We start from the raw sequence: 22,205 nt of genomic DNA on the forward strand, positions 1-22,205 counted from the left end.
CGTGGGTGGGGGGAGTCTAGCGAGGCCCGCCGCATTTGGCCGCCCGGGCGGCCAAATGCGGCCTACGCGCTGTCTTGCGTCGCAGCTATGAACGCTCGCGCGATGTGACTGGGTAGGGGGCAGAGAAGCTGTAGGAAACAGGGGGGGGTAGACGCCCGGATGTCCGGGCGCCTTTTCTTACAGGGCCAGGAAGCCCACGACCACCAGGGCGATCAGGCCGTACTTGGTGGCCTTGTAGACATTGCGGTTCCAGGCCTTGAAGGCCTTGCGCTTCTGGTCGATGACCCAGTGGGCGTGGGTCAGCTTGTTGATGGCGCCGGTCTGGTCGCCGCCGTCGTTGGGCGAGCTGGCGGCGGACATGACGACGCGGCCGAACCAGCGGTTGAAGGCTTCGGCCCAGCGCCACTTCAGCGGGCGCTCCACGTCGCAGAACAGGATGATGCGGTTCTGGTCGGTGTGGTTGTAGGCTTCGTGCACGTAGGTTTCGTCAAATACCACGCTTTCGCCGTCGCGCCAGCTGTAGTGTTCGCCGTCGACGATGATGTGGCAGCCGTCGTCGTTCGGGGTGACCAGGCCCAGGTGGTAGCGCAGGGACCCGGCGAACGGGTCGCGGTGCGGGTTCAACTGGCCGCCCGGCGGCAGTTCGGCGAACATCGCGGCCTTGACCTTGGGCAGGGTCTTCAGGATGGCGACGGTCTTGGGGCAGAGTTCTTCGGCGGACGGGTGGCGCGCGTCGTACCACTTCAGGTAGAAACGCTTCCAGCCGTACTTGAAGAAAGAATTGAAGCCGATGTCGTTATGCGTGTCGGCGGCCTTGATGCGGCGCAGCTCGGCCATCTGTTGGGCTTCTTCGCGGATCGTTTCCCAGTTGTCGTCCAGCACCTTGAGTTCGGCGATTTCGCTGGTCGTCAGGTAGGGCGTGGTGGGAACCCGCGAGGTCAGCACCATGAAGGCGTTGACGGGGGCTAGCAGTACGGAATGGTCCAGCAATTGGCGGCCCAGCGGCAGCTTGACGCGGCCGCGGAAGTGCGCAAACAGGATGGCGCTCAGCCAGATCCCGGGAATTAGCCATTTCATAGGTGAATCTCGTGCGTAAATCTCATGTCAACAATGGAAGATGACGTGCAACGTGTATTGTTACACAGGCGCTTGCGTAGTCCTTTGCGCGAGCGCACAGGCCTCGGCTTGGACCGCATTGACTAGGTACAATTCCCTTTATGTCCGAAGAAGCCGTAACGACCCCGTCCCCATTTGTTCACCTGCGCGTACACTCCGAATTTTCGGTCGTGGACGGCATCGTGCGCATCCCCGACCTCATCAAGCGCGTGGCCAAGCTGGGCCAGCCCGCCGTCGCCTTGACGGATCTGTCGAACCTGTTCGGCCTGATCAAGTTCTACAAGGGCGCGCGCGGCGCCGGCATCAAGCCGATTGCCGGCTGCGATGTCTGGCTGTCCAACGACGACGACCCCGCCAAGCCTTTCCGCTTGCTGCTGCTGGTGCGCAACCACCAGGGCTACCTCAATCTTTGCGAACTGCTGACCAAAGCCTTCCTGACGAACCAGGGCAAGGGCCGCGCCGAGATCCGCCGCGAATGGCTGCAGGGGCAGGAGGGCCTGATTGCCCTGTCGGGCGGGCGCGGCGGCGACGTGGGCCAGGCGCTGGACGCGGGCAATGCCGTGTCGGCGCTGGCGCTGGCACGCCAGTGGGCGCACCTGTTCCCGGGCAGCTACTACATCGAGTTGCAGCGCGCCGGCATGGACGGCGACGAAGCCTACACCCAGGCCGCCATGCGCCTGGCGAGCGAGGCCGGCCTGCCGGTGGTGGCGACGCATCCGGTGCAATTCCTGGACGAATTCGAATTCCAGGCGCATGAGGCCCGCGTCTGCATCGCCGAAGGCGAAATCCTGGCCAACCCGCGCCGCGTGCGCCGGTTCAGCAAGGAGCAATACCTGCTCAGCTCCGAGGAAATGGCGCGGCGCTTCGCCGACGTGCCCTCGGCGCTGGCCAACACGGTGGAAATCGCCAAACGCTGCAACCTCAGCCTGGTGCTGGGCAAGCCGCGCCTGCCCAATTTCCCCACGCCGGACGGCGTGAGCCTGGACGACTACCTGGTCCAGCTGTCGGAGGAGGGCCTGGAAAAGCGCATGGCGTTCCTGTTCCCGGACGAGGCCGAACGCCAGTCCAAGCGCGAGCAGTACTACGAACGCCTGCGCTGGGAATGCAAGACCATCATCCAGATGGGCTTCCCCGGCTACTTCCTGATCGTGCAGGACTTCATCAACTGGGGTAAGAACAACGGCGTGCCGGTGGGTCCGGGCCGGGGTTCAGGCGCGGGCTCGCTGGTGGCCTATGCCCTGGGCATTACCGACCTGGATCCGATCCGCTACGACTTGCTGTTCGAGCGCTTCCTGAATCCCGAGCGGGTCTCCATGCCCGACTTCGATATCGACTTCTGCCAGGACAACCGCGAACGGGTCATCGACTACGTCAAGGAAAAGTACGGCCGAGCCGCCGTGAGCCAGATCGCGACCTTCGGCACGCTGGGCGCCAAGGCCGTGGTGCGCGACGCCGGCCGGGTGCTGGACATGCCGTACATGTTCTGCGACGGCCTGTCCAAGCTGATCCCGTTCAATCCGATGGATCCCTGGTCGCTCGAACGCACCCTGAAGGACGAGCCCGCCTTCAAGGACCGCTACGAGCAGGAAGAGGAAGTGCGCGCGCTGGTGGACCTGGCGCAGCCGCTGGAAGGCCTGACCCGCAACATCGGCATGCACGCCGGCGGCGTGCTCATCGCGCCGGGCAAGCTCACTGACTTCTGCCCGCTGTATTGCCAGCCCGGCCAGGAAAACAGCGCGGTTTCGCAGTTCGACAAGGACGACGTCGAGGCCGCCGGCCTGGTGAAGTTCGACTTCCTGGGCCTGCGCAACCTGACCATCCTGGATTGGGCCGTGCGCTACGTGCGCCAGTTCAACGAGGACAAGCGCGACTTCGACGTCATGGCCCTGGCGCTGGACGATCCGGCCGCCTACAAGATCCTGTGCGACGCCAACACGACCGCCGTGTTCCAGCTGGAATCGCGCGGCATGAAGGAACTGCTGAAGAAGCTGCGGCCCAACACCTTCGAAGACATCATCGCCATGCTGGCCCTGTATCGACCGGGGCCGCTGGAATCGGGCATGGTGGACGACTTCGTCAATCGCAAGCACGGCCGCGCCGCAGTGGATTATTTCCACGACGACCTGGAGAACACCCTCAAGAGCACCTACGGGGTCATCGTCTACCAGGAACAGGTGATGCTGATCTCGCAGATCATCGGCGGCTACTCGCTGGGCGGCGCCGACCTGCTGCGGCGCGCCATGGGCAAGAAAAAGCCCGAGGAAATGGCCAAGCACCGCGAATTGTTCGAGCAGGGCGCCAAGGAAAAGGGCCACGATCCGGACCTGGCGGTCAAGCTGTTCGACCTGATGGAGAAGTTCGCGGGCTACGGCTTCAACAAGTCGCACTCGGCTGCGTACGCGCTGATCTCGTACCAGACGGCCTGGCTCAAGGCCTACCATCCGACCGAGTTCCTGGCCGCGACCATGTCCTCGGACATGGACGACACCGACAAGGTCCAGATCTTCTGCCGCGACGCCCAGGACAACGGCGTCGAAGTGCTGCCGCCTGACGTCAATTTCTCGGGCTACCGCTTCGAGCCGGTCGCCGACAAGCACACTGAAAAAGGCAGGCCGCCGCGCACCATGCGCTATGGCCTGGGCGCCGTCAAAGGCACGGGGCAGGGCGCGGTCGAGGAAATCCTGCGCGCGCGCAAGGAAGCCGGCCCGTTCCAGAACCTGTTCGACTTCTGCCGCCGCGTCAATAAGCACGCCGTCAACCGGCGCACCATCGAAGCCCTGATCAAGGCCGGCGCGTTCGATACCATCGAGCCCAACCGGGCCGCGATGCTGGCTTCGGTGCCCACCGCCATGGAAGCCGCCGAGCAGGCGGCCCGCAGCGCCAACCAGGCCTCGCTCTTCGGCGACGACAGCGGCGACGTGGTGGCGGGCGAACTGGCCAAGGTCGCGCCCTGGGACCTGCACAAGAAGCTGACGGAAGAAAAGTCCGCGCTGGGCTATTACTACAGCGGCCACTTGTTCGACGCTTGGCGCGACGAAGTGCGCCGCATCGTGCCCATGCAGCTGGTGCGGGTCGAACCGCAGCGCGACCTGCAATGGATGTGCGGCGTGCTGGCCAGCGTGCGCGTCATGATGACCCGCCGCGGCAAGATGGTTTTCGCGGTGCTGGACGACGGCACCGCGCAGGTGGAAATCTCGGTCTTCAACGAGCTCTACGAAAAGCACCGCAACCGCCTGCGCGAGGACCAGCTCGTTATCGTCCAGGGCAAGGTCAGCAATGACGACTACTCCGGCGGCATGCGCATCGTCGCGGAACAGCTCTACGACCTGCAGCTGGCGCGCGAAGCCCGGGCCAAGTCCCTGCGCGTCAAGCTCAATGGCAGCGCCGACGCGGCGCGCCTGAGGCAGATGCTGAATCCGTTCCGGGCCGAACCCGAAAACGGCATTCCCGGCGTGCCGGTCGATATCGTCTATACCAAGAATAATTTCCTGTGCACGGTCCGCCTGGGCGAGGAGTGGCGCGTCCGCATGGCCGACACGCTGCTCGCCAACCTGAATGAATGGACCAAGCCGGATGGCGTGGAGGTCACCTATTGATGCCGATGCGTATCGTTCACTCGGAAGCCGCAACCAGCTTTGGCGGCCAGGAAGGCCGGATTTTCAAGGAGATGACCGCCATGCGCGCGCGCGGCCATCACATGGAAGCCATCTGCCAACCCAAGGCGCTCTTGGCTGAACGCCTGTCGGATGCCGGTTTTCCCGTGCACACCCTGGAAATGGATGGCGCGGTGAATTACCTGAAGGGCATCGCCACCATCCGTGGCATCCTGCGCGAAGGACGCTTCGACGTGCTCAATACCCACAGCCGGCGCGACACGGTCATCGCGGCCGCCGCCGGCCGTCTGGCGGGGACGCCGCTCATCGTGCGGACCCGGCACCTGTCCAACAAGGTGGGGTCGCTATGGTCCTACACCTGTCTGCCGCACAGGGTCACGACGGTCAGTGATCATGTGCGCCAACACCTCATCGACCGCGGCGTGCCTGCTGGCAAGGTAGCCACCGTCTATTCCCCCATCGTGTTGCCGCCGCCCGTGGAACGCTCCACGTTGCGCGAAGAACTCGGCCTGGCCGATGACGACATCGTGGTCGGCTGCGTGGCCGTCATGCGCGCCACCAAGGGCCACAAGGACCTGATCGACGCGATCGCGCCGCTGATGGCCAGCCGGCCCAAGCTGCACCTGGTGTTCGTCGGCGGCGGTTCGCCGGTGTTCGAGCAGACCCAGGCCTATGTGGCCGAACTGGGCCTGCAGGACCGCATCCATCTGATGGGCATGCGGCGCGACGTGCCCAACCTGCTGGCCGGCTTCGATCTCTTCGCGCTGGCCACGCAGCAGGAAGCGTCCGGCACCGTCTACGTCGAGGCGCAGGCCAGCGGCCTGCCCGTCATCGGCACGGACGTGGGCGGCGTGTCGGAAATGTTCCGCGACGGCGAAACCGGCATCCTGGTGCCGCCCAAGAACCCCGAGGCGCTCACCGCCGCCCTGGTGCGCCTGATTGACGACGCCGGTTTGCGGCGGAGCATGGGCGAGGCCGGCCGCAAGATGGTCTGGGACGAGGGCGTGTTCTCGCCCGCCCGCCTGGCGGAAACCACCGAAGCCGTCTATGCCAAATGGCTGGCGGAGCGCGCGGGATGAATGCACCCAACGTTCCGGTGCTGATGTATCACCACGTCACGCCGGCCGGCGGCATGATCGCCGCCACGCCCGATGTGTTCGAGGCGCAGATCTCGCGCCTGGCCCGCGCCGGCTACCAGTCCTTGTCGGCCGATCAGTTCGCGGCCTACCTCGCCGGCGCCGCCGCGCCCGAACGCTCGGTGCTGATCACCTTCGACGACGGCTACCTGAACAACTGGGTGCATGCGCACCCGGTGCTGGCGCGCCACGGCATGCGCGCGGTGCTGTTCACGATCACCGGCTGGATCGGCGACGGGCCGGTGCGCCCGCATGCGGGCCAGGGCGTCCCCTTGCCCGCCACGCCCGACCACGACGCTTGCAAGCAACTGGTGGCGGCAGGCCGGACCGACGAAGCCATGTTGCGCTGGAGCGAGATCGAGGCCATGCAGGCGGCAGGCACGTTCGAATTCCATTCCCACACACATACCCATACCCGCTGGGACAAGGTCTGCGGCACGGACGTCGACGCCAAGCGCGCCCGCATCGCCCAGGAATTGCAGGATTCCCGCGAGACGCTGACAAGCCGCCTCGGCTCGGTCAGCGACCACCTCTGCTGGCCGCAAGGCTATTTCGACGCGGACTACGTGGCCGCGGCGCGGGCCGCCGGGTTCCGGCACTTGTACACTACCGACCCTTTCGGCCAGAACACCTCCGGCGCGGACCCCGAACACATCTATCGTTTCGCGGTGCGCAACCAGGGCGGCTCCTGGCTGAACCGGCGCATCTGGCTGTCGCGCGATCCCTTCTGGGGGCCGCGCTTTCATGCCTGGAAAGCCTGGAAAAAGCGTCTCAGGAATCGCGGATGAAGCTATCTGTCATCATCATCACCAAGAACGAGGCGGCCAACATCGCCGCCTGCCTCAAGTCTGTGGCGTTCGCCGATGAATTCATCGTGGTGGACTCGGGCAGCACCGACGGCACCGTCGAAGTCGCGCGCGCCCTGGGCGCGAGGGTTGAAGTCACCCCGGACTGGCCCGGCTTCGGGCCGCAGAAGAACCGAGCGCTGGATCTGGCCACGGGCGACTGGGTGCTGTCCATCGACGCCGACGAGCGCGTCACGCCGGAACTGGCCCAGGAAATCCAGGAAGCGCTGCGCGCGCCGCGCGCCGATGCCTACGAGATCGCGCGCCTGTCGAATTTCTGCGGCCGCGACATCCGTCACAGCGGCTGGTGGCCCGATTACGTGCTGCGCCTGTTCAAGCGCGGCACGGCGCGGTTCAACGACGTGGCCGTGCATGAACGCGTGGTGCCGGCCAACGGCAAGCCGCTGCAGATGCGCGGTTATTTCCACCACTATCCCTACGACAACCTGGATGCGCTGATCACCAAGGTCAACCGCTATTCGTCCGATGCCGCCGCCATGATGTACGCCAAGGGCCGGCGCACCTCGGTCTTCGGCGCGCTGGGCCATGGCTTCTGGACCTTTGTGCGGATCTACCTGATCCGGCGCGGCTTCCTGGACGGCAAGCACGGCCTGGTGCTGGCCGTCGTCGCCTCGGCCGGCAGCTTCTTCCGCTATTCGAAGCTGATGTTCCTGGCCGAGAAGAAGAAGTGAAGATCCTCTACACCAACTTCCACGGCGGTAACGGCGGCGGACACGTCACCTACATCATCAATCTGGCCAAGGCCCTGTCCAAGGACCACCAGATCACGATCGCGGCGCCGGCCACCAGCCGCCTGTACCGCTACGCCAAGGCGATTCCGGGCGTGACGGTGGAGGACATGCAGTACACCACGCGGCCTTCGTCCTGGTTCAAGGACCGCGCGCAGTTGCGCCGGCTGATCAAGGCCGGCGGTTTCGACATCATCCACGCCAACGGCTCGGCCGACCACAAGCAGGTCATGCTGGCCACGCTGGGCATGCGCCGCCGCCCGCGCATCGTCTTCACCAAGCACAACGACCATCCGCTGGCGAGCCTCGGCCACAAGTTGCGGGTGGCGCTGGCCACCGACCATGCCATCGCGGTCAGCGACTACGTCCATGGCCTGATGCAGCAATCGCCGTATGGCAAGCGTCCCATCACCACCATCCGCCACGGCATCGACACCAATTTCTTCGCGCCGCCGCCGCCGGAAAGCCTGGACAAGCTGCGCGCCATCTTCTTCGGGCCCGACTGGCAGGGCAAGCTGCTGCTGGGCAGCGCGGGCGGCACCGACTACGACAAGGGCTGGCTGGACCTGGTGGCAGCGGTCGCCGCCTTGCCGCCCGAGGACCGCTCGCGCGTGCTGCTGATGGTGGCGGGCGATCCGCCCAACGAAGCCAAGCTTGCCCGGGTGCGCGAGTTGGGCATGATCGACCAGGTCCGTTTCCCCGGCTTGCTGGATGACGTGCGGGCGGCGCTGGCGTCCTGCCATGCGGGTTTCGTGCTGTCCTACCGCGAAGCCCTGTCGTTCGCCTGCCGCGAGATCATGGGTTTGGGATTGCCCGCCCTGGTCAGCGACGCGGGCGGACTGCCCGAGAACGTCACCGATGGCGTCGACGGCTGGATCGTGCCCGCGCGCGACGTGCCCGCCATCACGGCCAAGCTGCGTTTCATGCTGGACCATCCCGATGCCGTGCGCGCCATGGGCGCCCAGGCACGGGAAACCAGCCTGCGGGACTTCAATCTGGAACGTTTCGCCGCCGCCACACTGGACGTATACCGACGCGCGCTGGGATAAGACCGGGCTTTATAATCTGTCCCTATGTCTATCCCCATACTCATGTACCACCAGATCGGCGAGCCCAATCCCAAGGGCACGCCGTTTCGCGGGCTGACGGTGCACCCCGACAGCTTTGCCCGGCAGATGCGCTGGATGCGCAGGCTGGGCTATCGCGGCCTGTCCATGCGCGACGTCATGCCCTATGTCCGTGGCGAACGCCAGGGCAAGGTATTCGGCATTACGTTCGACGACGGCTATCGCAACGTGCACCACAACGCCATGCCGGTGCTGAACGAACTGGGTTTTACCGCCACCAACTATTTCGTGGCGCACCAGTTCGATGGCGGCAATGTGTGGGATCTGGAAAAGGGTATTCCGTTTTCGGCATTGATGACCGTGAACGAAATGCGGGAATGGGCGCAGGCCGGCCACGAAGTCGGCTCGCACACGCTGGACCATGTGCACCTGCCCCAGATGTCGCCCGACGAGGCCCGCCGCCAGATCGTCCAGTCCAAGGACGAGCTGGAACAGGCGCTGGGGGCGCCGGTCACCGCCTTCTGCTATCCCTATGGCGACCACGGTCCCGAACACCGCGCCATGGCGCGCGAAGCCGGCTACGACAACGCCACGCTGACCCAGCGCGGCCTGGCCGCGGCCTCGGATGATCCCTACGGGCTGCCGCGGGTCACGGTGTCGCGCTCCACCAACATCATCCGCTTCCTGCAGAAGTGCCTGACCCGGTATGAAGACTCCCGCCGGCGCGGTTGAACGGCGGCTGCGCATCGCGCTGCTGGTCGACCGCTTCGGCAATCGCTTTGGCGGCGCCGAAGCCTATGGCGTGGAACTGATGCGGGTGCTCGGACAGCGCCATGACGTATCCATCGTGGCGCGCGACTTTGACAGCGACCTGCCGTTTCCCTTCCTGCCCGTGCGTTTTCCGGGCTGGCTGCCCAGCTGGATGCGCGTGCTGTACTTCGCCTGGCGCGCCGACCGGCTGACCCGCGGCCGCTATGACATCGTGCATTCCCACATGAATGGCTGGGCCGGCGAAATCCAGGTCATGCACGTGACGCCGGTGCGCTACAACCGGCTGACCCGCGTCAAGCCGTTGCAGCGCCTGACCGCTTGGCTCTCCCCACGGCTGGCCACCTATCTGCTGCTGGAAAAGCTGCGCGTGCGCCAGGCGCCCGCAAGGCGCGTGGTGGCGGTGTCAGGACTGATCATGGACCAGCTGCACCGCAGCTACGGTCCGCAGCTGCCGGTGGACATCATCGCGCCCGGGGTCAAGCTGCCGACCGCGGCGCAAATGGAAGGCCGCGAGGCCACCCGCGCCAGCCTGGGCTGGGGCGCGGATACCATCGGCTGTCTGCTGGTCGCCCGCAATCCCTTGCGCAAGGGATTGCCGGCGCTATTGGACGCGCTGGCGCAACTGCCGCCGCAGTACCGGCTGCTGGTCGTGGGCGCGGACGAACCTACCCGCGAACGCGTGCGCGCGGCAGGCGCCATCGCCAGCCGCGTCACCCTGATCGATCCCACCCCCGATGTCGCCCGCTACTTCAGCGCCGCCGACATCTACGCGCATCCGACGCTGAACGACAGCTACGGCATGGCGCCGCTGGAAGCCATGTCGCACGGACTGCCGGTCGTGGTGAGTTCGCCCGCTTACTGCGGCTTCGCGCAGTACCTGTCGGCGGGCAAGGACGCGCTCATCCTGCAGGATCCGCGCGACGGCGCCCAACTGGCGCAGGCGCTGGAGCGGCTGGGCTCCGAACCCGTGTTGCGGGCGGCACTGGCCGAACGCGGCCTTGAGATCGCGCGCGAGCAAAGCTGGGAAACGGTGGCGGCGCGCTACGAGGCGCTGTACCGCCAGGTGCTGCAAGAACGCAGCTGAGAGCTGGGTCGAGCTGGCGCATGGCCCGGTTCAATGGCCGGGCGCCGTCGCCTGTTCGAGTTCACCCAGCCAGCGGATCGCGTGGTCGCGGTCGGCGCCGCACATCTCGGCCTGAGGCTGCAGCCCGCCGCAGAAATCCGGGCGCGACGGCTGGCCGAAAATCGCGCAGCGCATGTCAGGCAGCAGCTGGATACAGGGTACGCCGGCGGGTTTGCCCTGCGGCATGCCGGGTATAGGCCGGGTGATTGACGGCGCGATGCAACAGGCGCCGCAGCCGGGCCGGCATTCCAGCGCGGCGGGCGCCTGCGGATTCAGACCCATCCGCGCAGCCAATAGATGAACAGGCCGGCGTATTCCTTGAGGATGGAACGGCTGGCGTCATAGGCACGCTGATTCGGGATCCACAGGGGCACGGAGCCGTCGGCGGGCTCCACGATCTGCGGTGGCGCCGGGGCGGCGATCGCCTCCACGCCCTGCTTGGAAAAGGCCGCCATCGCGCGCGGCATATGCAACGCGGAAGTCACCAGCAGCACCTTGCCGATGCCGCGCGCCTTGAGTTGATCCTCGGTCAAGGCCGCGTTCTCATACGTGGTGCGGCTGGAGTTTTCCAGGATGAGCGCCGTGTCCGGCACGCCCTGCTGCCGGATGGCGTGCGCCATGCCGCGGGCTTCGCTGACGTCGCCTTCCAGCGCGCCGCCCGACAGCAGCACCTTGGGAGCGCGTCCGGCCAGATAAAGCTGCGCCGCCGTGTCGATCCGAACCACGGCGGTTTCCTTGTCATACGGCAGGAACCAGTTGGCGCGCCCGTTGGCGGTGTTGCCGCCCAGCACCACGATGGCGTCGGCGGTCGGGGATTCGGCTGGCGGCAGATGCGGATAACGGTGTTCCAACGCGCCGCCGGCCCAGATCGACGTCGCGGGTAGAGACCAGGCCAGCGACCACAAAAGACCGGCGACGATGAGCGAACCGCCGGTCTTGCGGAACCGGAACAGACCCAACACCAGTCCGATGGCTACCAGGGTCAGGCTCAAGTTGTAAGGAATGATCAGATTTGTGAGATAGCTGGACAAGGGCATCTTGAAAAAAATCCTGATTACTACGTCTCGTCCAGCAGGAGGCGGGCTTGCTGTTCCACCTCATCGCCGGACGGCCATGCATGCTCCGTGCCTACGCAGACGGCGCGTGGCGACCACGGGCCGGTGCGTCCCGGACGCGTGACGCCGAACAGCGTCAGTTCGCTGGCGTTGGCGGCTGCGGCGACGTGCGAGACACCAGAATCGTTACAAATCACCAGCGCCGCCCGCGCCGTCAACGCTGCGAATGCGCCCAGGGACAGGGGAGGCAGCAGCAGCGCCGTAGGGGCATTGCGCCGCGCCTCCTCGGTTTCGGCCGGAGGAGGGCACATTACCACGGTATGACCGCGGGCCTGCAAGGCCCGGGTTAGTGTATCGAATCCCGGCCACACCTTGATCTTGCCCTTGTGCAGGCCCGTGGCCGTCGGCGCGATCAGCACGAAACGTTGGCCTGCCAGCCCGGCGGCTTCCAGCGCCAGATCGGCGGCGCTCTGGTGGGCGGACGTCAGCGGCAGGTCCAGGGTGGGACCGGGTTCGGCCGGGCCGCTGGGCAGGCCCCAGCGGGTCAGGGCTTCGCGGGTCAGGTGATGCCAGGACTGGACCGCGTGCAGCGTGTCGCTGGGTTTGGCAAAGGGCCAGCGCAACAGGAAGCTGCGGCCGTCGTCGCGATAGCCGGCCGACGGCAGTCCGGCCAGACGGAATACCAGCGCGCTGGACAGCGAGTCCGGCAGCAGCAATCCGCGGGCGCGGCGCCCCTGGGCGCCCAGGCTGCGCCGGTGGGCGCTGACCGCGGCCCGGTCCGGGCCGACCTTGCCGCGCATGGGGATGAAATCCTGCTTGGCCACGCCGTCCAGCAGGTCGCGGGCCCAGGGGCGGGCGCAGATCACCAGGGGCAGGCCGCTGGCGTGCAAGGCGCGCAGGCTGGGCAGGCTCATGCAAACATCGCCCACCCAATTGGGTAACCGGACGTACAAGCAGCTGATATCGGACATGGAAGGGCGCTGGGCGCGTTAAGGCTGAAGGGGACATGGCCCGGGCGGCGACTTGTCGCGCAGCCGGTACAATTCTGGCCACAATTGTATAAAAGCGAGTGATTCCTTTGAATTCTGCCGCACGCAACGCGCCCGCGAGTTCCCAACCTGTCAAAGCCGAACTCTGGAGTCGGATCTACAGCCGCGTGGGCTCCTACTGGAAGGGATTGTTGCTTGCCGTCCTGCTGATGGCCGGCGCGGCCGCCACGCAGCCCGTCCTGGCAGTCATCATGAAGCCCTTGCTGGACGGCGGCTTTTCGGGCGCCAAGCCATACTACGTCTGGGCGCTGCCGCTGGCGGTGGTCGGCCTGATCCTGCTGCGCGGCATCTGCAACTTCTTCAGCGATTACCTGCTGGCCTGGGTCGCCAACAACGTCCTGCTGGGCATGCGCATGGATATGTTCGAGCGCCTTCTGGGCCTGCCCGACGCCGACTTCAAGCAGGGCGACACCGGCCGCCTGCTCAATCGCTTCACCATCGATGCCGGCAACGTCACCGGCTACGCCACCGACGTCATCACCGTGCTGGTGCGCGAAACCCTGGTCGTCGTCGCGCTGATCTGCGTGCTGCTGTACATGTCCTGGGTGCTGACGCTGATCATCCTGATCATGCTGCCGGTGTCGGTGCTGATCTCGCGCTTCTTCATCAAGCGCCTGCGCCGCATCAATCGCGAAACCGTCAACATGAACGCCGAACTGACCCGCGTGGTCGGCGAAGGCATCGACGGCCAGCGCGTCATCAAGCTGTTCGACGGCTATGAAGTCGAACGCGGCCGTTTCGATTTCGTCAGCCGCCGCCTGCGCCGCTTCGCCATGCGCACGGCCACGGCGGACGCCGCCCTGACGCCGCTGACCCAGGTCTGCATTTCCATCTCGGTGGGCGCGGTCATCGCCGTGGCGCTCAGCCAGGCCAACCACGGCGCCTTGACCGTGGGCAGCTTCGCGTCCTTCATGGCGGCGCTTGCCCAGATTTTCGACCCCATCAAGCGCCTGACCAACGTCGCCGCCCGCATGCAGAAGATGCTGGTGTCGGCCGAAAGCGTGTTCACGCTGATCGACCAGGTACCCGAAAACGATACCGGCACCAAGGAACTGGCCGAGCCCGTGCGCGGCAAGGTGGAATTCCGCAGCGTCTCGCACCGGTTCCCCGATGCCGACCGCGATACCGTCAATGGCATTTCCTTCACCGTGGAACCCGGCCAGACCGTGGCCCTGGTAGGACGCTCGGGCAGCGGCAAGACCACTCTGGTCAACATGCTGCCGCGATTCGTGCTGGCCGATAGCGGCTCCATCCTGGTGGACGACACGCCGATCGACGAGCTGACGCTGCGCAGCCTGCGCTCGCACCTGTCGCTGGTGAGTCAGGACGTGGTGCTGTTCGACGACACCATCGCAGCCAACGTCGGCTACGGCGCGCTGGGCAAGTCGAGCGAACAGAAGGTGCGCGATGCGCTGGCGGCCGCCAATCTGCTGGAGTTCGTCGAAGGCTTGCCGCAAGGGCTCAATACGCCGGTGGGCGAAAACGCCGCCCGCCTGTCCGGCGGCCAGCGCCAGCGCCTTGCGATCGCCCGCGCGCTGATCAAGAACGCGCCCATCCTGATCCTGGACGAAGCCACTTCCGCACTCGACAACGAATCCGAGCGTCAGGTCCAGGCCTCGCTGGAGCGCCTGATGAAGGGCCGGACCACGCTGGTCATCGCCCACCGCCTGTCCACCGTGCAGAACGCCGACCGCATCATCGTGCTGGATGCCGGCAAGATCGTCGAGCAAGGCCCGCACGCCGAGCTGCTGGCCGCCAACGGCCTGTACGCCTCGCTCTACAAGATGCAATTCCGCGACGATTGATCCGGTCAACCGCCTGTCCCGGGCGGTTGTTCGTTCCTGTCGCATTTCCGGATTGCCAAGCGCCCGGATTGCCGGAAAATGGAGCCGGGCCTGCCGGCAGGCCCGGCTCCCGCCCGCTGCGGGCGGAGCGGCGCCCCGAGGCGCTTTGGTCCGCCGTGCATCTGGAGCGTCCCATGTCCCTGCCTGCCGAAGGCAATCAGCTAGTCAATGTCGTCGTCCTGCTGGGGGCTGCGGTCGTCGCGGTTCCGCTGTTCAAGCGCCTGGGGTTGGGGTCCGTCCTGGGATACCTGGCCGCCGGCCTGGTGATCGGGCCCTTCGGCCTCGGCTTGTTCTCCGATCCCAAATCCATCCTGCACGTAGCCGAATTGGGCGTGGTGATGTTCCTGTTCATCATCGGCCTGGAAATGCAGCCCTCCCGGTTGTGGAAGCTGCGCGGCGAGATCTTCGGCCTGGGCGTCGCGCAGGTGCTGGCCTGCGGCGGGCTGCTGACGGCGGTGGGCCTGCTGGCGGGGCTGTCGGGCCCGGCGGCTTTCATGGCCGCGATGGGCTTCGTGCTGTCGTCCACGGCCATCGTCATGCAGATACTGGGCGAGCGCGGCGACACCGCCAGTGCGCAGGGCCAGCGCATCGTCTCGATCCTGCTGCTGGAAGACCTGGCCATCGTGCCGCTGCTGGCCCTGGCCACCCTGCTGGCGCCGGCCGACACTTCCAGCCGTGGCGATCCGTGGATTCAGTCGGCCATCGCGGTGGCCTGCATCCTCGCATTGCTGGCCGCCGGCCGTTGGCTGCTCAATCCGCTGTTCCGGTTATTGGCCGCCGCGCATGCGCGCGAGGTCATGACGGCCGCCGCATTGCTGGTGGTGCTGGGCGCGGCGCTGCTGATGGAACTGGGCGGCCTGTCCATGGCGATGGGCGCTTTCCTCGCGGGCGTGCTGCTGTCCGAGTCTACCTTCCGCCATCAGTTGGAAGCCGAAGTCGAGCCGTTCCGCGGCATATTGCTGGGCCTGTTCTTCCTGGGCGTGGGCATGTCGCTGGACCTGTCGGCGGTGGCGCGCGAATGGCCGCTGATCCTGGCCGCGGTGGTGGTGTTCATGCTGGTGAAATCGGTGGGCGTGTACGTGGTGGCGCGAGTGCTGCGCGCGACCCACGCCGAGGCCATGACGCGCGCGGCCCTGTTGGCGCAGGGCGGTGAATTCGCCTTCGTGCTGTACGGGGCGGCCGCCGCCGCCGGCATCTTCGATGCCCACACCGGCGCCGTGCTGGCTGCGGTCGTCATCATTTCCATGGCGCTCACGCCCTTGTGCGTGCTGGCGTTGCGCTGGCTCCTGCCCAAGCCGCAGCCCTCAATGGAAGACGTGGATGTGGCCAAGGATCTGGAGGGCTGTGCGCTCATCGTGGGCTTTGGCCGTTTCGGCCAGATCGTGACCCAGGCGATGCTGGCCCGCGAGCTGACGGTCTCCATCCTGGATACCGACACCGACGCGATCCGGGCAGCGGCCAAATGGGGCGTCAAGGTCTATTACGGCGACGGCACGCGCATCGACATGCTGCGTACCGCCGGCGCGGAAAATGCCTGCGCCATCCTGATCTGCATCGACGATCCGAAGGCGGTCAACCACATGGTCAAGCTGATCAAGGCCGAATTCCCGCTGGTGCGGGTGGTGGTGCGCGCCTATGACCGCATCCATTCGTTGGCGCTGGCCAAGGAAGGGGTCGACTATCAGGTGCGCGAAACCCTGGAGTCGGCGCTGGCCTTCGGCGAGGCCGCGCTGCGCGTGATCGGAGTGCCTCCTGATGAAGCCGCCGAGGTGGTGCAGGATGTGCGCCGGCGCGACACCGAGCGTTTCGACCTGGAGGTGGCGGGCGGCCTGTTCGCCGGCCGCTCGTTGCTTTACGGCAATATGACCAGCGCCCCGGACGGCCGCAACGACCAGCCCGACCGGGAAACCGAGAGGGCGGCCAGCCCGATCGCGTAACCGACTATTTCCACATCGTTGCATTACTTTTCGCATCATGTCATGCGCAGGCGCTGGCGGCTGAGGTAGATTTATCCGCACTGACTCTTCATCCACGACGAGCATTTGCCAGGGGGCTGCCATGCTGCAATCGGATCGGATTTCCACGACGCCGCACGCTGTTGGAGTAGAACTGGCCCGGCGGCAGGCCCGGACCCTGCGCTGCGGATTTTCGGCGGGCTCGATGCGCCAGTTGGTGTCGCATACGGGCGGAGCGGGCCCGGCATGGTCCATCGGCGCGCACCGCGAAGCCGACAGGGCCAGAGGCGCCAAGGCCTTTCCCTTCCGCATTGCGGCGGTCGCGGCGACTTGAGGAAGCCGTCGCGCAGAAGGCGCCATGCGGGCGTTGCTCGGGTTTTTTTAGGGGCGGATCTTGCGCGGCATGTCCGGCGGCGGCATCATCTGCGGCGTAAATCTCTGCCGGAGTGATCCGCGTCCCCCGGACGTCCCCGGCGTAGGAGCGCCGTATTGAAGTCTCGCGGGTTTGTGCAACGCGCCCTGTATGCGTTGGGGGTGCTCGTCGCAATCGGCATCTGCGCGGCCGCGGTCGCGCTGCTCTGGATCGACCGCCGCGCCACCTGGGAGGCCGCCCACGCTTCGGCGCGCAACATTACCGGCGTGCTTTCCGCGGACATCAGCCGCACCCTGCATGTCTACGACCTGTCGCTACAGGGCATGGCCGAACGCCTGCGCGAACCGGGCCTGGCTCAGCTGGCTCCTGAAACCCAGCGCCGTTTCCTGTTCGACCGGCCATCCACCGCCGAATACCTGGGCGCCGTCGTGGTGCTGGATAAGAACGGCGATATCCGTTACCACTCCGGGGACCTGGACACGCCGGATGTGAGTTTCGCCGACCGGGATTTCTTCCAGGTGCACCGCGATGCCGATGACGTCGGCATGTATGTCAGCAAGCCCTATCGCAGCCGCCTGCGCGGTGGCGACGAGAGCATCGCCGTCAGCCGGCGCCTTTCCAATCCGGACGGCAGCTTCGCCGGCGTGGTGGGCGGTTCGCTGCGCCTGGCGTATTTCCGCGACCGCTTTGCCGAGCTGTCGATCGGCGAGCGCGACGAGATCAGCGTCTTCCGCAACGACGGTCTGGTGCTGCTGCGCGCCCCATATTCCCGGAGCGACCTGGGCAGCGACATCGGCATGGCGCTGGATTTCCAGCAGTTCCTGATCCGCCGCGAAGGCTCGTTCGTTGGGGAGCTGTCGCCGGACGGCGTGAACCGCTACTACACCTTCGCCAGCATCGAGGACACGCCGCTCATCATCGACGTGGCCATGGACGTGGATGAGCTGATGGAGCCCTGGGACCGCCGCGCGTTCTTCATCATCCCCGTGACCACGGCGCTGCTGCTGTCGGTCGTGGCGCTGATCGTGCTGTTCAGGCGCGAGATGACCCTGCGCAAGGCGGTCGAGACGCAGCTGGCTATACAGGCGCGCACGGATGGGCTCACTGGCCTGGCCAACCGGCGCGCGTTCGACGAAGCGCTGGAACGCGAATGGCAGAATGCGCGCCGCGAGCGCGTGCCGCTGTCGCTGCTGTTCCTGGATGCCGACCATTTCAAGCGCTACAACGACCGCTACGGCCATCAGCAGGGAGATCAACTGCTGGCGGCGCTGGCGCGAGTGCTCAAGAAAAAGGCCCGGCGACCCCGCGATCTGGCGGCGCGCTATGGCGGCGAGGAATTCGTCGTGTTGCTGCCCAATACCAGCCGCCAACGCGCCGCGGAGATCGCGGAAGGCATCAGGCGGGCGATTGCCGCCCTGAAGGTGCCGCATGCAGACGCCGCCGCCGGTATCGTCACCATCAGCGTCGGGGTCGCGACGGCGGTGCCGCAGGCCGACGACGCGGTCGCCAGCCTGGTAGAGGCGGCCGATGCGGCCGTCTACCAGGCCAAGGAGTCCGGCCGCAATCGCGTGGCAGTGGCCGGGACCTGAGCTGGCGCCGCATTAAAAAACCCCGCCGCGCTCATCGCGCGGCGGGGCTTTTTTTAAGCGCTGCGTGGCTTAGCGGCCGACCATGACGGCCTGCATGCGCGTTTGCGCCTGCTGCACGTTCTTGGCTTGCGCGTTCAGGTCCTGCAGCAGCTTGTTCAGCTCGGTCTGCACGGCGGGATCCTGGACCTTGACGATGGGACCGGAAATATCGATCTGCGCGGCGTGCGCGGCGACGTAATCGGCGATCTTCAGGCTGCTGTCGAAGGTCGCGTTCAGCTGCGGCAGCACGTCGCGAAAGGTGTCGGCCGGCAGGCTCACGGTCTTCTCGTAGGCCTTGTCGTACACCGCCTTCAGGTCTTCCGGCTGCTTGAGCTGAGCGCGCGCGGCGTCAGCCTTGGCCTGCTGTTCCTTCAGCGCCACGCCCATTTCATTGAGCGAGGCTTGCACGGCCTTGAGGTCGTCGCGACGCGTCACGATATCGTTCAGCGAACGCATGGAGCCCTTCTGCATGATGCCCGACAAAGGCTTCACCGAAGCATCCATGCCCGCATTGAAGTCGGTGATCACCGCATATTGCGCGGCGTAGTCGCCGAAGGACTTCTTCTCTTCATCCGTCAACTGCGGGACGCGCACGCCGGGCTTGTCGACGATGCGGGTCTGCAGGAACTGCGTGAACGCGGCACGCTGTTCGGGTTCCTTGTTGCCGCAAGCGGCCAGCATCAACGGCAGCGCTGCGGCCAATACCAGGAACGGACGGAAAAGGGACTTCATCGCATCGAACTCCTAAAAGCGAAAGAAAGAAATTTTCAGGGTATACCCTGAAGGCGCCCGCAGCTTATCGGGTCGTCCTCGTTGCCGCCATCGCTTTCAGAATTGTTTGCAATCGAATCTTTAAGACACAAAATTCACACATAATGAAGTGAAGTTGCGTCCGCCACCTGTTACGCGTGCGCGCGCGTTTCCGTGTTTCCGCTATTCCTGGACGGCGATTTCCCGCAATGCCGCAGTCAGCAGTTCCGCGGACCTCGACAGCGAGCGGCCCGCGCGCCGCAGGATCCCGATGTGCCGATATAACGGCGGGCTGCTGATCGAAACGCAACGCAGGCGGTTGGTATCGCCTTCGCGGGCAGCCAATTCAGAAAGAATGGCGACGCCCAGTCCCTGTGCCGCCATCGCCAGCACGGTCGAGTTGTAGACGACCTCATAGGCCGCCGGCAGCGAGATCTTCAACTTGTCGGCCGCCGCCTCGATGTGCGTGCGGATGCTGCTCTCCCGCACCGGCAATATCAACGGATGCTCGGCCAGATCCTTGAGCGTCACGGTGTCCGGCGCAGCCCAGGGATAGTCATGCGCCATGTAGGCGCAAAAGCGGTCGGTCACCAGTTGCTCCCAGACCAGCTCCTGATCGCGCTTGATCGGACTGCCGATCCCAAAATCGACCTCGCCGCTGCGGGTCATGTCGTTGACGCGCGAGGCCACGGTGTCCCGCACGCAGACGGTGATCCGCGGGTAGTCGCGGTTCAGCCTGTGGATCGCTTGCGGCAACAGGCCGGCGGCCAGGGAGGGCAGCACGGCAACGGTCACCGTGCCGCGTTCACGATCGCTGGTGTCGCGGGCCTGGGTCACCAGGTCTTCGATTTCAGCCACCAGTTTCTCGATGCGCGGATAGAGCTCCTGGCCCCGTGGCGTCAGGCTGACGCTGCGGTGGTTGCGGTCGAACAGCCGCGTACGCAGATGGGACTCGAGCTGCTGGATCTGTATGGTCAGCGCCGACTGGGAAATATTCAGTTCGTGAGCCGTCCTGGTGAAGTTGCCTAAACGCGCGATCGTGAGGAAAGCGCGTAACTGCTTGAGATCACTCAACATTATCGAAACTCCGGTTCAAGGCGCGAGGGCTCGGCGATCGTTTTTTTTGAAAAGAATGTTCCGTTATTTGAATTTTACGAATCGCATGCCGCTGAGTATATTTCCTATCGAACGCCTGGCTCAAAAAGGCGGCAAATAAATAAATGAGACAAAGAGGGAGGGCTCCGCATGGCCGGGTATTGTGCCTCACACCAGAGGCTTCAATCGCTGCAGCGAATAATGGATTCGATAAATGCTGCGGCTGAAAAGTGCGCCGGACTGTTTCTTATAGGAATGGTCCTGGCTATTTCAATTTCTGTATTTGTACGGCTGCTTTACACCTACACCGGCATTCCATTTTCCACGCCCTGGGCGGAAGAACTGGGCCGTTTCATGATGGTCGGCAGCGTCTTCATTGGCGGCGCGGTCGCGACTTACCGCCTGCGCCTGATCGGCGTCGACGCCTTCATCGGCATGGTGCCGGAGTCGGTCGCGCGCTGGCTGCGTGTTGTTGCCCATATCCTGACCTTGATGCTGGCCGTGCTGCTGGCCTGGAAGTCGATCAGATTGATCGAACTCGGCATGAGGCAGACCTCGCCCGCGATGGAAATGCCCATGGCGTACATCTATGTGTTCATGTTCATCGGTTGCGTGCTGATGAGCCTGAATACCTTCGCGCACGTCATCAAGGAATTGATGAGCGTTGAAGCATCGCAGCAGGGCGGCGAGACGGAAAGAGCCGCCGCCGCCATGCAAAATAGTGAAGGAGGGGCGCTGTGATCCCGGTCCTGTTTTTATCGTTTACGGCGATCCTGATAATCGGCGCGCCCATCGTCACCGCGCTGGGCATGTCCGCCGCGTTCGCCCTGCAGGCGGGCGACCGTTCGCTGCTGATCGTGGCGCAGATGGCGTTCCAGTCGCTCGATTCGTTCAGCCTGATGGCCGTGCCATTCTTCATCCTGGCCGGGCATCTGATGTCCTCGGGCGGCGTCGCTGCCAGGCTGGTGCAACTGGCCAATGCCTTCGTCGGCTGGATCCGCGGCGGGCTGGGCGCGGTCGCGGTGCTGACCTCGCTGCTGTTTGCGACGGTTTCCGGCTCCTCGTCCGCAACGACCGCCGCGATCGGCTCCGTGCTGATCCCGGAAATGGAAAAGAAGGGCTACCCCAGGTCGTTCGCGGCTTCCATTGCCGCATCCTCCGGCGAGCTGGGGGCGATCATCCCGCCCTCGATTCCCATGATCGTGTATGCCCTGACGGCGAACGTGTCGGTCGGCTCGCTGTTTCTCGCGGGCATCCTGCCGGGTCTGCTGATCACCGTGTCGCTGATCCTCACGGTCTGCCTGGTTGCCCGTTTCCAGGGCTTTGACGAAGTCACTGCGGTGAGCTTCACCGCATGGCTGAAGGGTGTGCTGGTCGCCCTGAAGGACGCGACGCTGGCGCTGATGATGCCGGTAATCATCCTGGGCGGGATCTACGGCGGCTTGTTTACCGCGACCGAGGCCTCCTGCATCGCCGTGCTGTACGGGCTTGCGCTCGGGCTGTTCGTCTACAAGGAAATTACGGTCAAGGATCTGCTCGGCATTTTCGCGCGCTCCGCGGTGATGTCCTCCATCATCCTGCTGATCGTGGCGTTCGCGGCCGTGTTCGCCTACCTGCTGACGATCAATCAGGTGCCGCAGCAGGTCGCTGCGATGCTCGGCTCGGTGACGACTAATCCGATCGTGTTCCTGTTGCTGGTGAACGTCATGCTGTTCCTGGTCGGCATGTTCATCGAGGCGCTGGCGGCGATCCTGATTATCGTGCCCATCCTGGCGCCCATCAGCGTGGCTTTCGGCATCGATCCCATCCACTTCGGCATGATCGTCATCACCAACCTGGCGGTCGGCATGGTGACGCCTCCGGTCGGTGTGAACCTGTTCGTGGTGTGTGAAGTCGCCCAATTGAAAATGCACCAGTTGGCGAAGTATCTGGTCATCTTCCTCGCCGTCCTGGTGCTCGACGTCCTGATTATTTCTTACGTGCCCGCCATTAGTACCTTTTTCTTATAAAAACTAGATCGGCTGCCCGAGGACAG

General features: G+C 65.3%; 18 protein-coding genes. 12 read left to right on the top strand and 6 right to left on the bottom strand.

The features are described from left to right. Window positions 1-177 precede the first annotated feature (177 nt). Window positions 178-1,077 (bottom strand): lipid A hydroxylase LpxO, encoded by a 900-nt coding sequence (gene lpxO / locus IB257_RS24875; protein WP_054451172.1) that lies wholly within the window; start codon window positions 1,075-1,077, stop codon window positions 178-180. Between the two features lie 140 nt (window positions 1,078-1,217). Here lpxO and dnaE point away from each other — a divergent pair, with 140 nt between their 5' ends. From dnaE to IB257_RS24910, 7 genes are read left to right on the top strand one after another with little or no spacing between them, the layout of a single operon-like run. Next, on the top strand, window positions 1,218-4,712 hold the full coding sequence (dnaE, locus tag IB257_RS24880) for a DNA polymerase III subunit alpha (protein ID WP_054451173.1): 3,495 nt from the start codon (window positions 1,218-1,220) through the stop codon (window positions 4,710-4,712). Then, window positions 4,709-5,809: a glycosyltransferase family 4 protein gene (locus tag IB257_RS24885; RefSeq protein WP_054451174.1), complete on the top strand. Its 1,101-nt coding sequence runs from the start codon at window positions 4,709-4,711 to the stop codon at window positions 5,807-5,809. Before dnaE ends, IB257_RS24885 begins: the two co-directional genes overlap by 4 nt. Then, window positions 5,806-6,654, top strand: a complete 849-nt coding sequence (locus tag IB257_RS24890; RefSeq protein WP_192492935.1) for a polysaccharide deacetylase family protein — start codon at window positions 5,806-5,808, stop codon at window positions 6,652-6,654. The genes IB257_RS24885 and IB257_RS24890 overlap by 4 nt, the downstream gene beginning before the upstream one ends. Next, window positions 6,651-7,403 carry a glycosyltransferase family 2 protein gene (locus IB257_RS24895; protein WP_054451176.1) on the top strand — a complete coding sequence of 251 codons (753 nt, stop codon included), beginning with the start codon at window positions 6,651-6,653 and terminating at the stop codon, window positions 7,401-7,403. Before IB257_RS24890 ends, IB257_RS24895 begins: the two co-directional genes overlap by 4 nt. Next, on the top strand, window positions 7,400-8,509 hold the full coding sequence (locus tag IB257_RS24900; protein WP_175214048.1) for a glycosyltransferase: 1,110 nt from the start codon (window positions 7,400-7,402) through the stop codon (window positions 8,507-8,509). The genes IB257_RS24895 and IB257_RS24900 overlap by 4 nt, the downstream gene beginning before the upstream one ends. A 24-nt stretch (window positions 8,510-8,533) precedes the next feature. Further along, a complete protein-coding gene (locus IB257_RS24905; protein ID WP_119449142.1) occupies window positions 8,534-9,259 on the top strand; it encodes a polysaccharide deacetylase family protein in 726 nt (241 codons plus the stop codon). Further along, window positions 9,234-10,382 carry a glycosyltransferase family 4 protein gene (locus tag IB257_RS24910; RefSeq protein ID WP_054451179.1) on the top strand — a complete coding sequence of 383 codons (1,149 nt, stop codon included), beginning with the start codon at window positions 9,234-9,236 and terminating at the stop codon, window positions 10,380-10,382. The genes IB257_RS24905 and IB257_RS24910 overlap by 26 nt, the downstream gene beginning before the upstream one ends. A gap of 30 nt (window positions 10,383-10,412) precedes the next feature. Here IB257_RS24910 and IB257_RS24915 read toward each other — a convergent pair whose 3' ends face one another. The 3 genes from IB257_RS24915 to IB257_RS24925 are packed head-to-tail and all read right to left on the bottom strand — an operon-like array spanning window position 10,413 to window position 12,447. Then, window positions 10,413-10,703 (bottom strand): YkgJ family cysteine cluster protein, encoded by a 291-nt coding sequence (locus tag IB257_RS24915; RefSeq protein WP_192492936.1) that lies wholly within the window; start codon window positions 10,701-10,703, stop codon window positions 10,413-10,415. Beyond that, window positions 10,694-11,458, bottom strand: coding sequence for a YdcF family protein (locus IB257_RS24920; protein WP_054451181.1), 765 nt, complete (start codon window positions 11,456-11,458; stop codon window positions 10,694-10,696). Before IB257_RS24920 ends, IB257_RS24915 begins: the two co-directional genes overlap by 10 nt. A gap of 20 nt (window positions 11,459-11,478) precedes the next feature. Further along, on the bottom strand, window positions 11,479-12,447 hold the full coding sequence (locus IB257_RS24925) for a glycosyltransferase family 9 protein (RefSeq protein WP_192492937.1): 969 nt from the start codon (window positions 12,445-12,447) through the stop codon (window positions 11,479-11,481). A gap of 107 nt (window positions 12,448-12,554) precedes the next feature. Between IB257_RS24925 and msbA the strand changes: the two genes are divergently transcribed. From msbA to IB257_RS24940, 3 genes are all read left to right on the top strand, one after another. Further along, window positions 12,555-14,330, top strand: coding sequence for a lipid A export permease/ATP-binding protein MsbA (gene msbA, locus IB257_RS24930; protein WP_192492938.1), 1,776 nt, complete (start codon window positions 12,555-12,557; stop codon window positions 14,328-14,330). Between the two features lie 173 nt (window positions 14,331-14,503). Beyond that, a complete protein-coding gene (locus IB257_RS24935) occupies window positions 14,504-16,306 on the top strand; it encodes a monovalent cation:proton antiporter-2 (CPA2) family protein (RefSeq protein ID WP_192492939.1) in 1,803 nt (600 codons plus the stop codon). Between the two features lie 507 nt (window positions 16,307-16,813). Then, window positions 16,814-18,286 (top strand): sensor domain-containing diguanylate cyclase, encoded by a 1,473-nt coding sequence (locus IB257_RS24940; RefSeq protein WP_175181669.1) that lies wholly within the window; start codon window positions 16,814-16,816, stop codon window positions 18,284-18,286. A 69-nt stretch (window positions 18,287-18,355) separates the two neighbouring features. Here IB257_RS24940 and IB257_RS24945 read toward each other — a convergent pair whose 3' ends face one another. Both IB257_RS24945 and IB257_RS24950 read right to left on the bottom strand, forming a co-directional pair. Continuing rightward, complete coding sequence (locus tag IB257_RS24945; RefSeq protein ID WP_119449148.1) at window positions 18,356-19,057, bottom strand: DUF3053 domain-containing protein; 702 nt, start codon at window positions 19,055-19,057, stop codon at window positions 18,356-18,358. A gap of 201 nt (window positions 19,058-19,258) precedes the next feature. Further along, window positions 19,259-20,152 (bottom strand): LysR family transcriptional regulator, encoded by an 894-nt coding sequence (locus tag IB257_RS24950; RefSeq protein WP_054451187.1) that lies wholly within the window; start codon window positions 20,150-20,152, stop codon window positions 19,259-19,261. A 219-nt stretch (window positions 20,153-20,371) separates the two neighbouring features. On the opposite strand from IB257_RS24950, the gene IB257_RS24955 reads away from it, so the two are divergent. Further along, entirely contained in the window at window positions 20,372-20,911 is a 540-nt protein-coding gene (locus tag IB257_RS24955; protein ID WP_225589142.1) for a TRAP transporter small permease, read from the top strand. Further along, window positions 20,908-22,179 carry a TRAP transporter large permease gene (locus IB257_RS24960; protein ID WP_082400714.1) on the top strand — a complete coding sequence of 424 codons (1,272 nt, stop codon included), beginning with the start codon at window positions 20,908-20,910 and terminating at the stop codon, window positions 22,177-22,179. The genes IB257_RS24955 and IB257_RS24960 overlap by 4 nt, the downstream gene beginning before the upstream one ends. Window positions 22,180-22,205 lie beyond the last annotated feature (26 nt).

Source organism: Achromobacter sp. ACM03 (genome assembly GCF_014851665.1).
In the GTDB taxonomy this organism is placed as follows: domain Bacteria; phylum Pseudomonadota; class Gammaproteobacteria; order Burkholderiales; family Burkholderiaceae_B; genus Achromobacter; species Achromobacter aegrifaciens.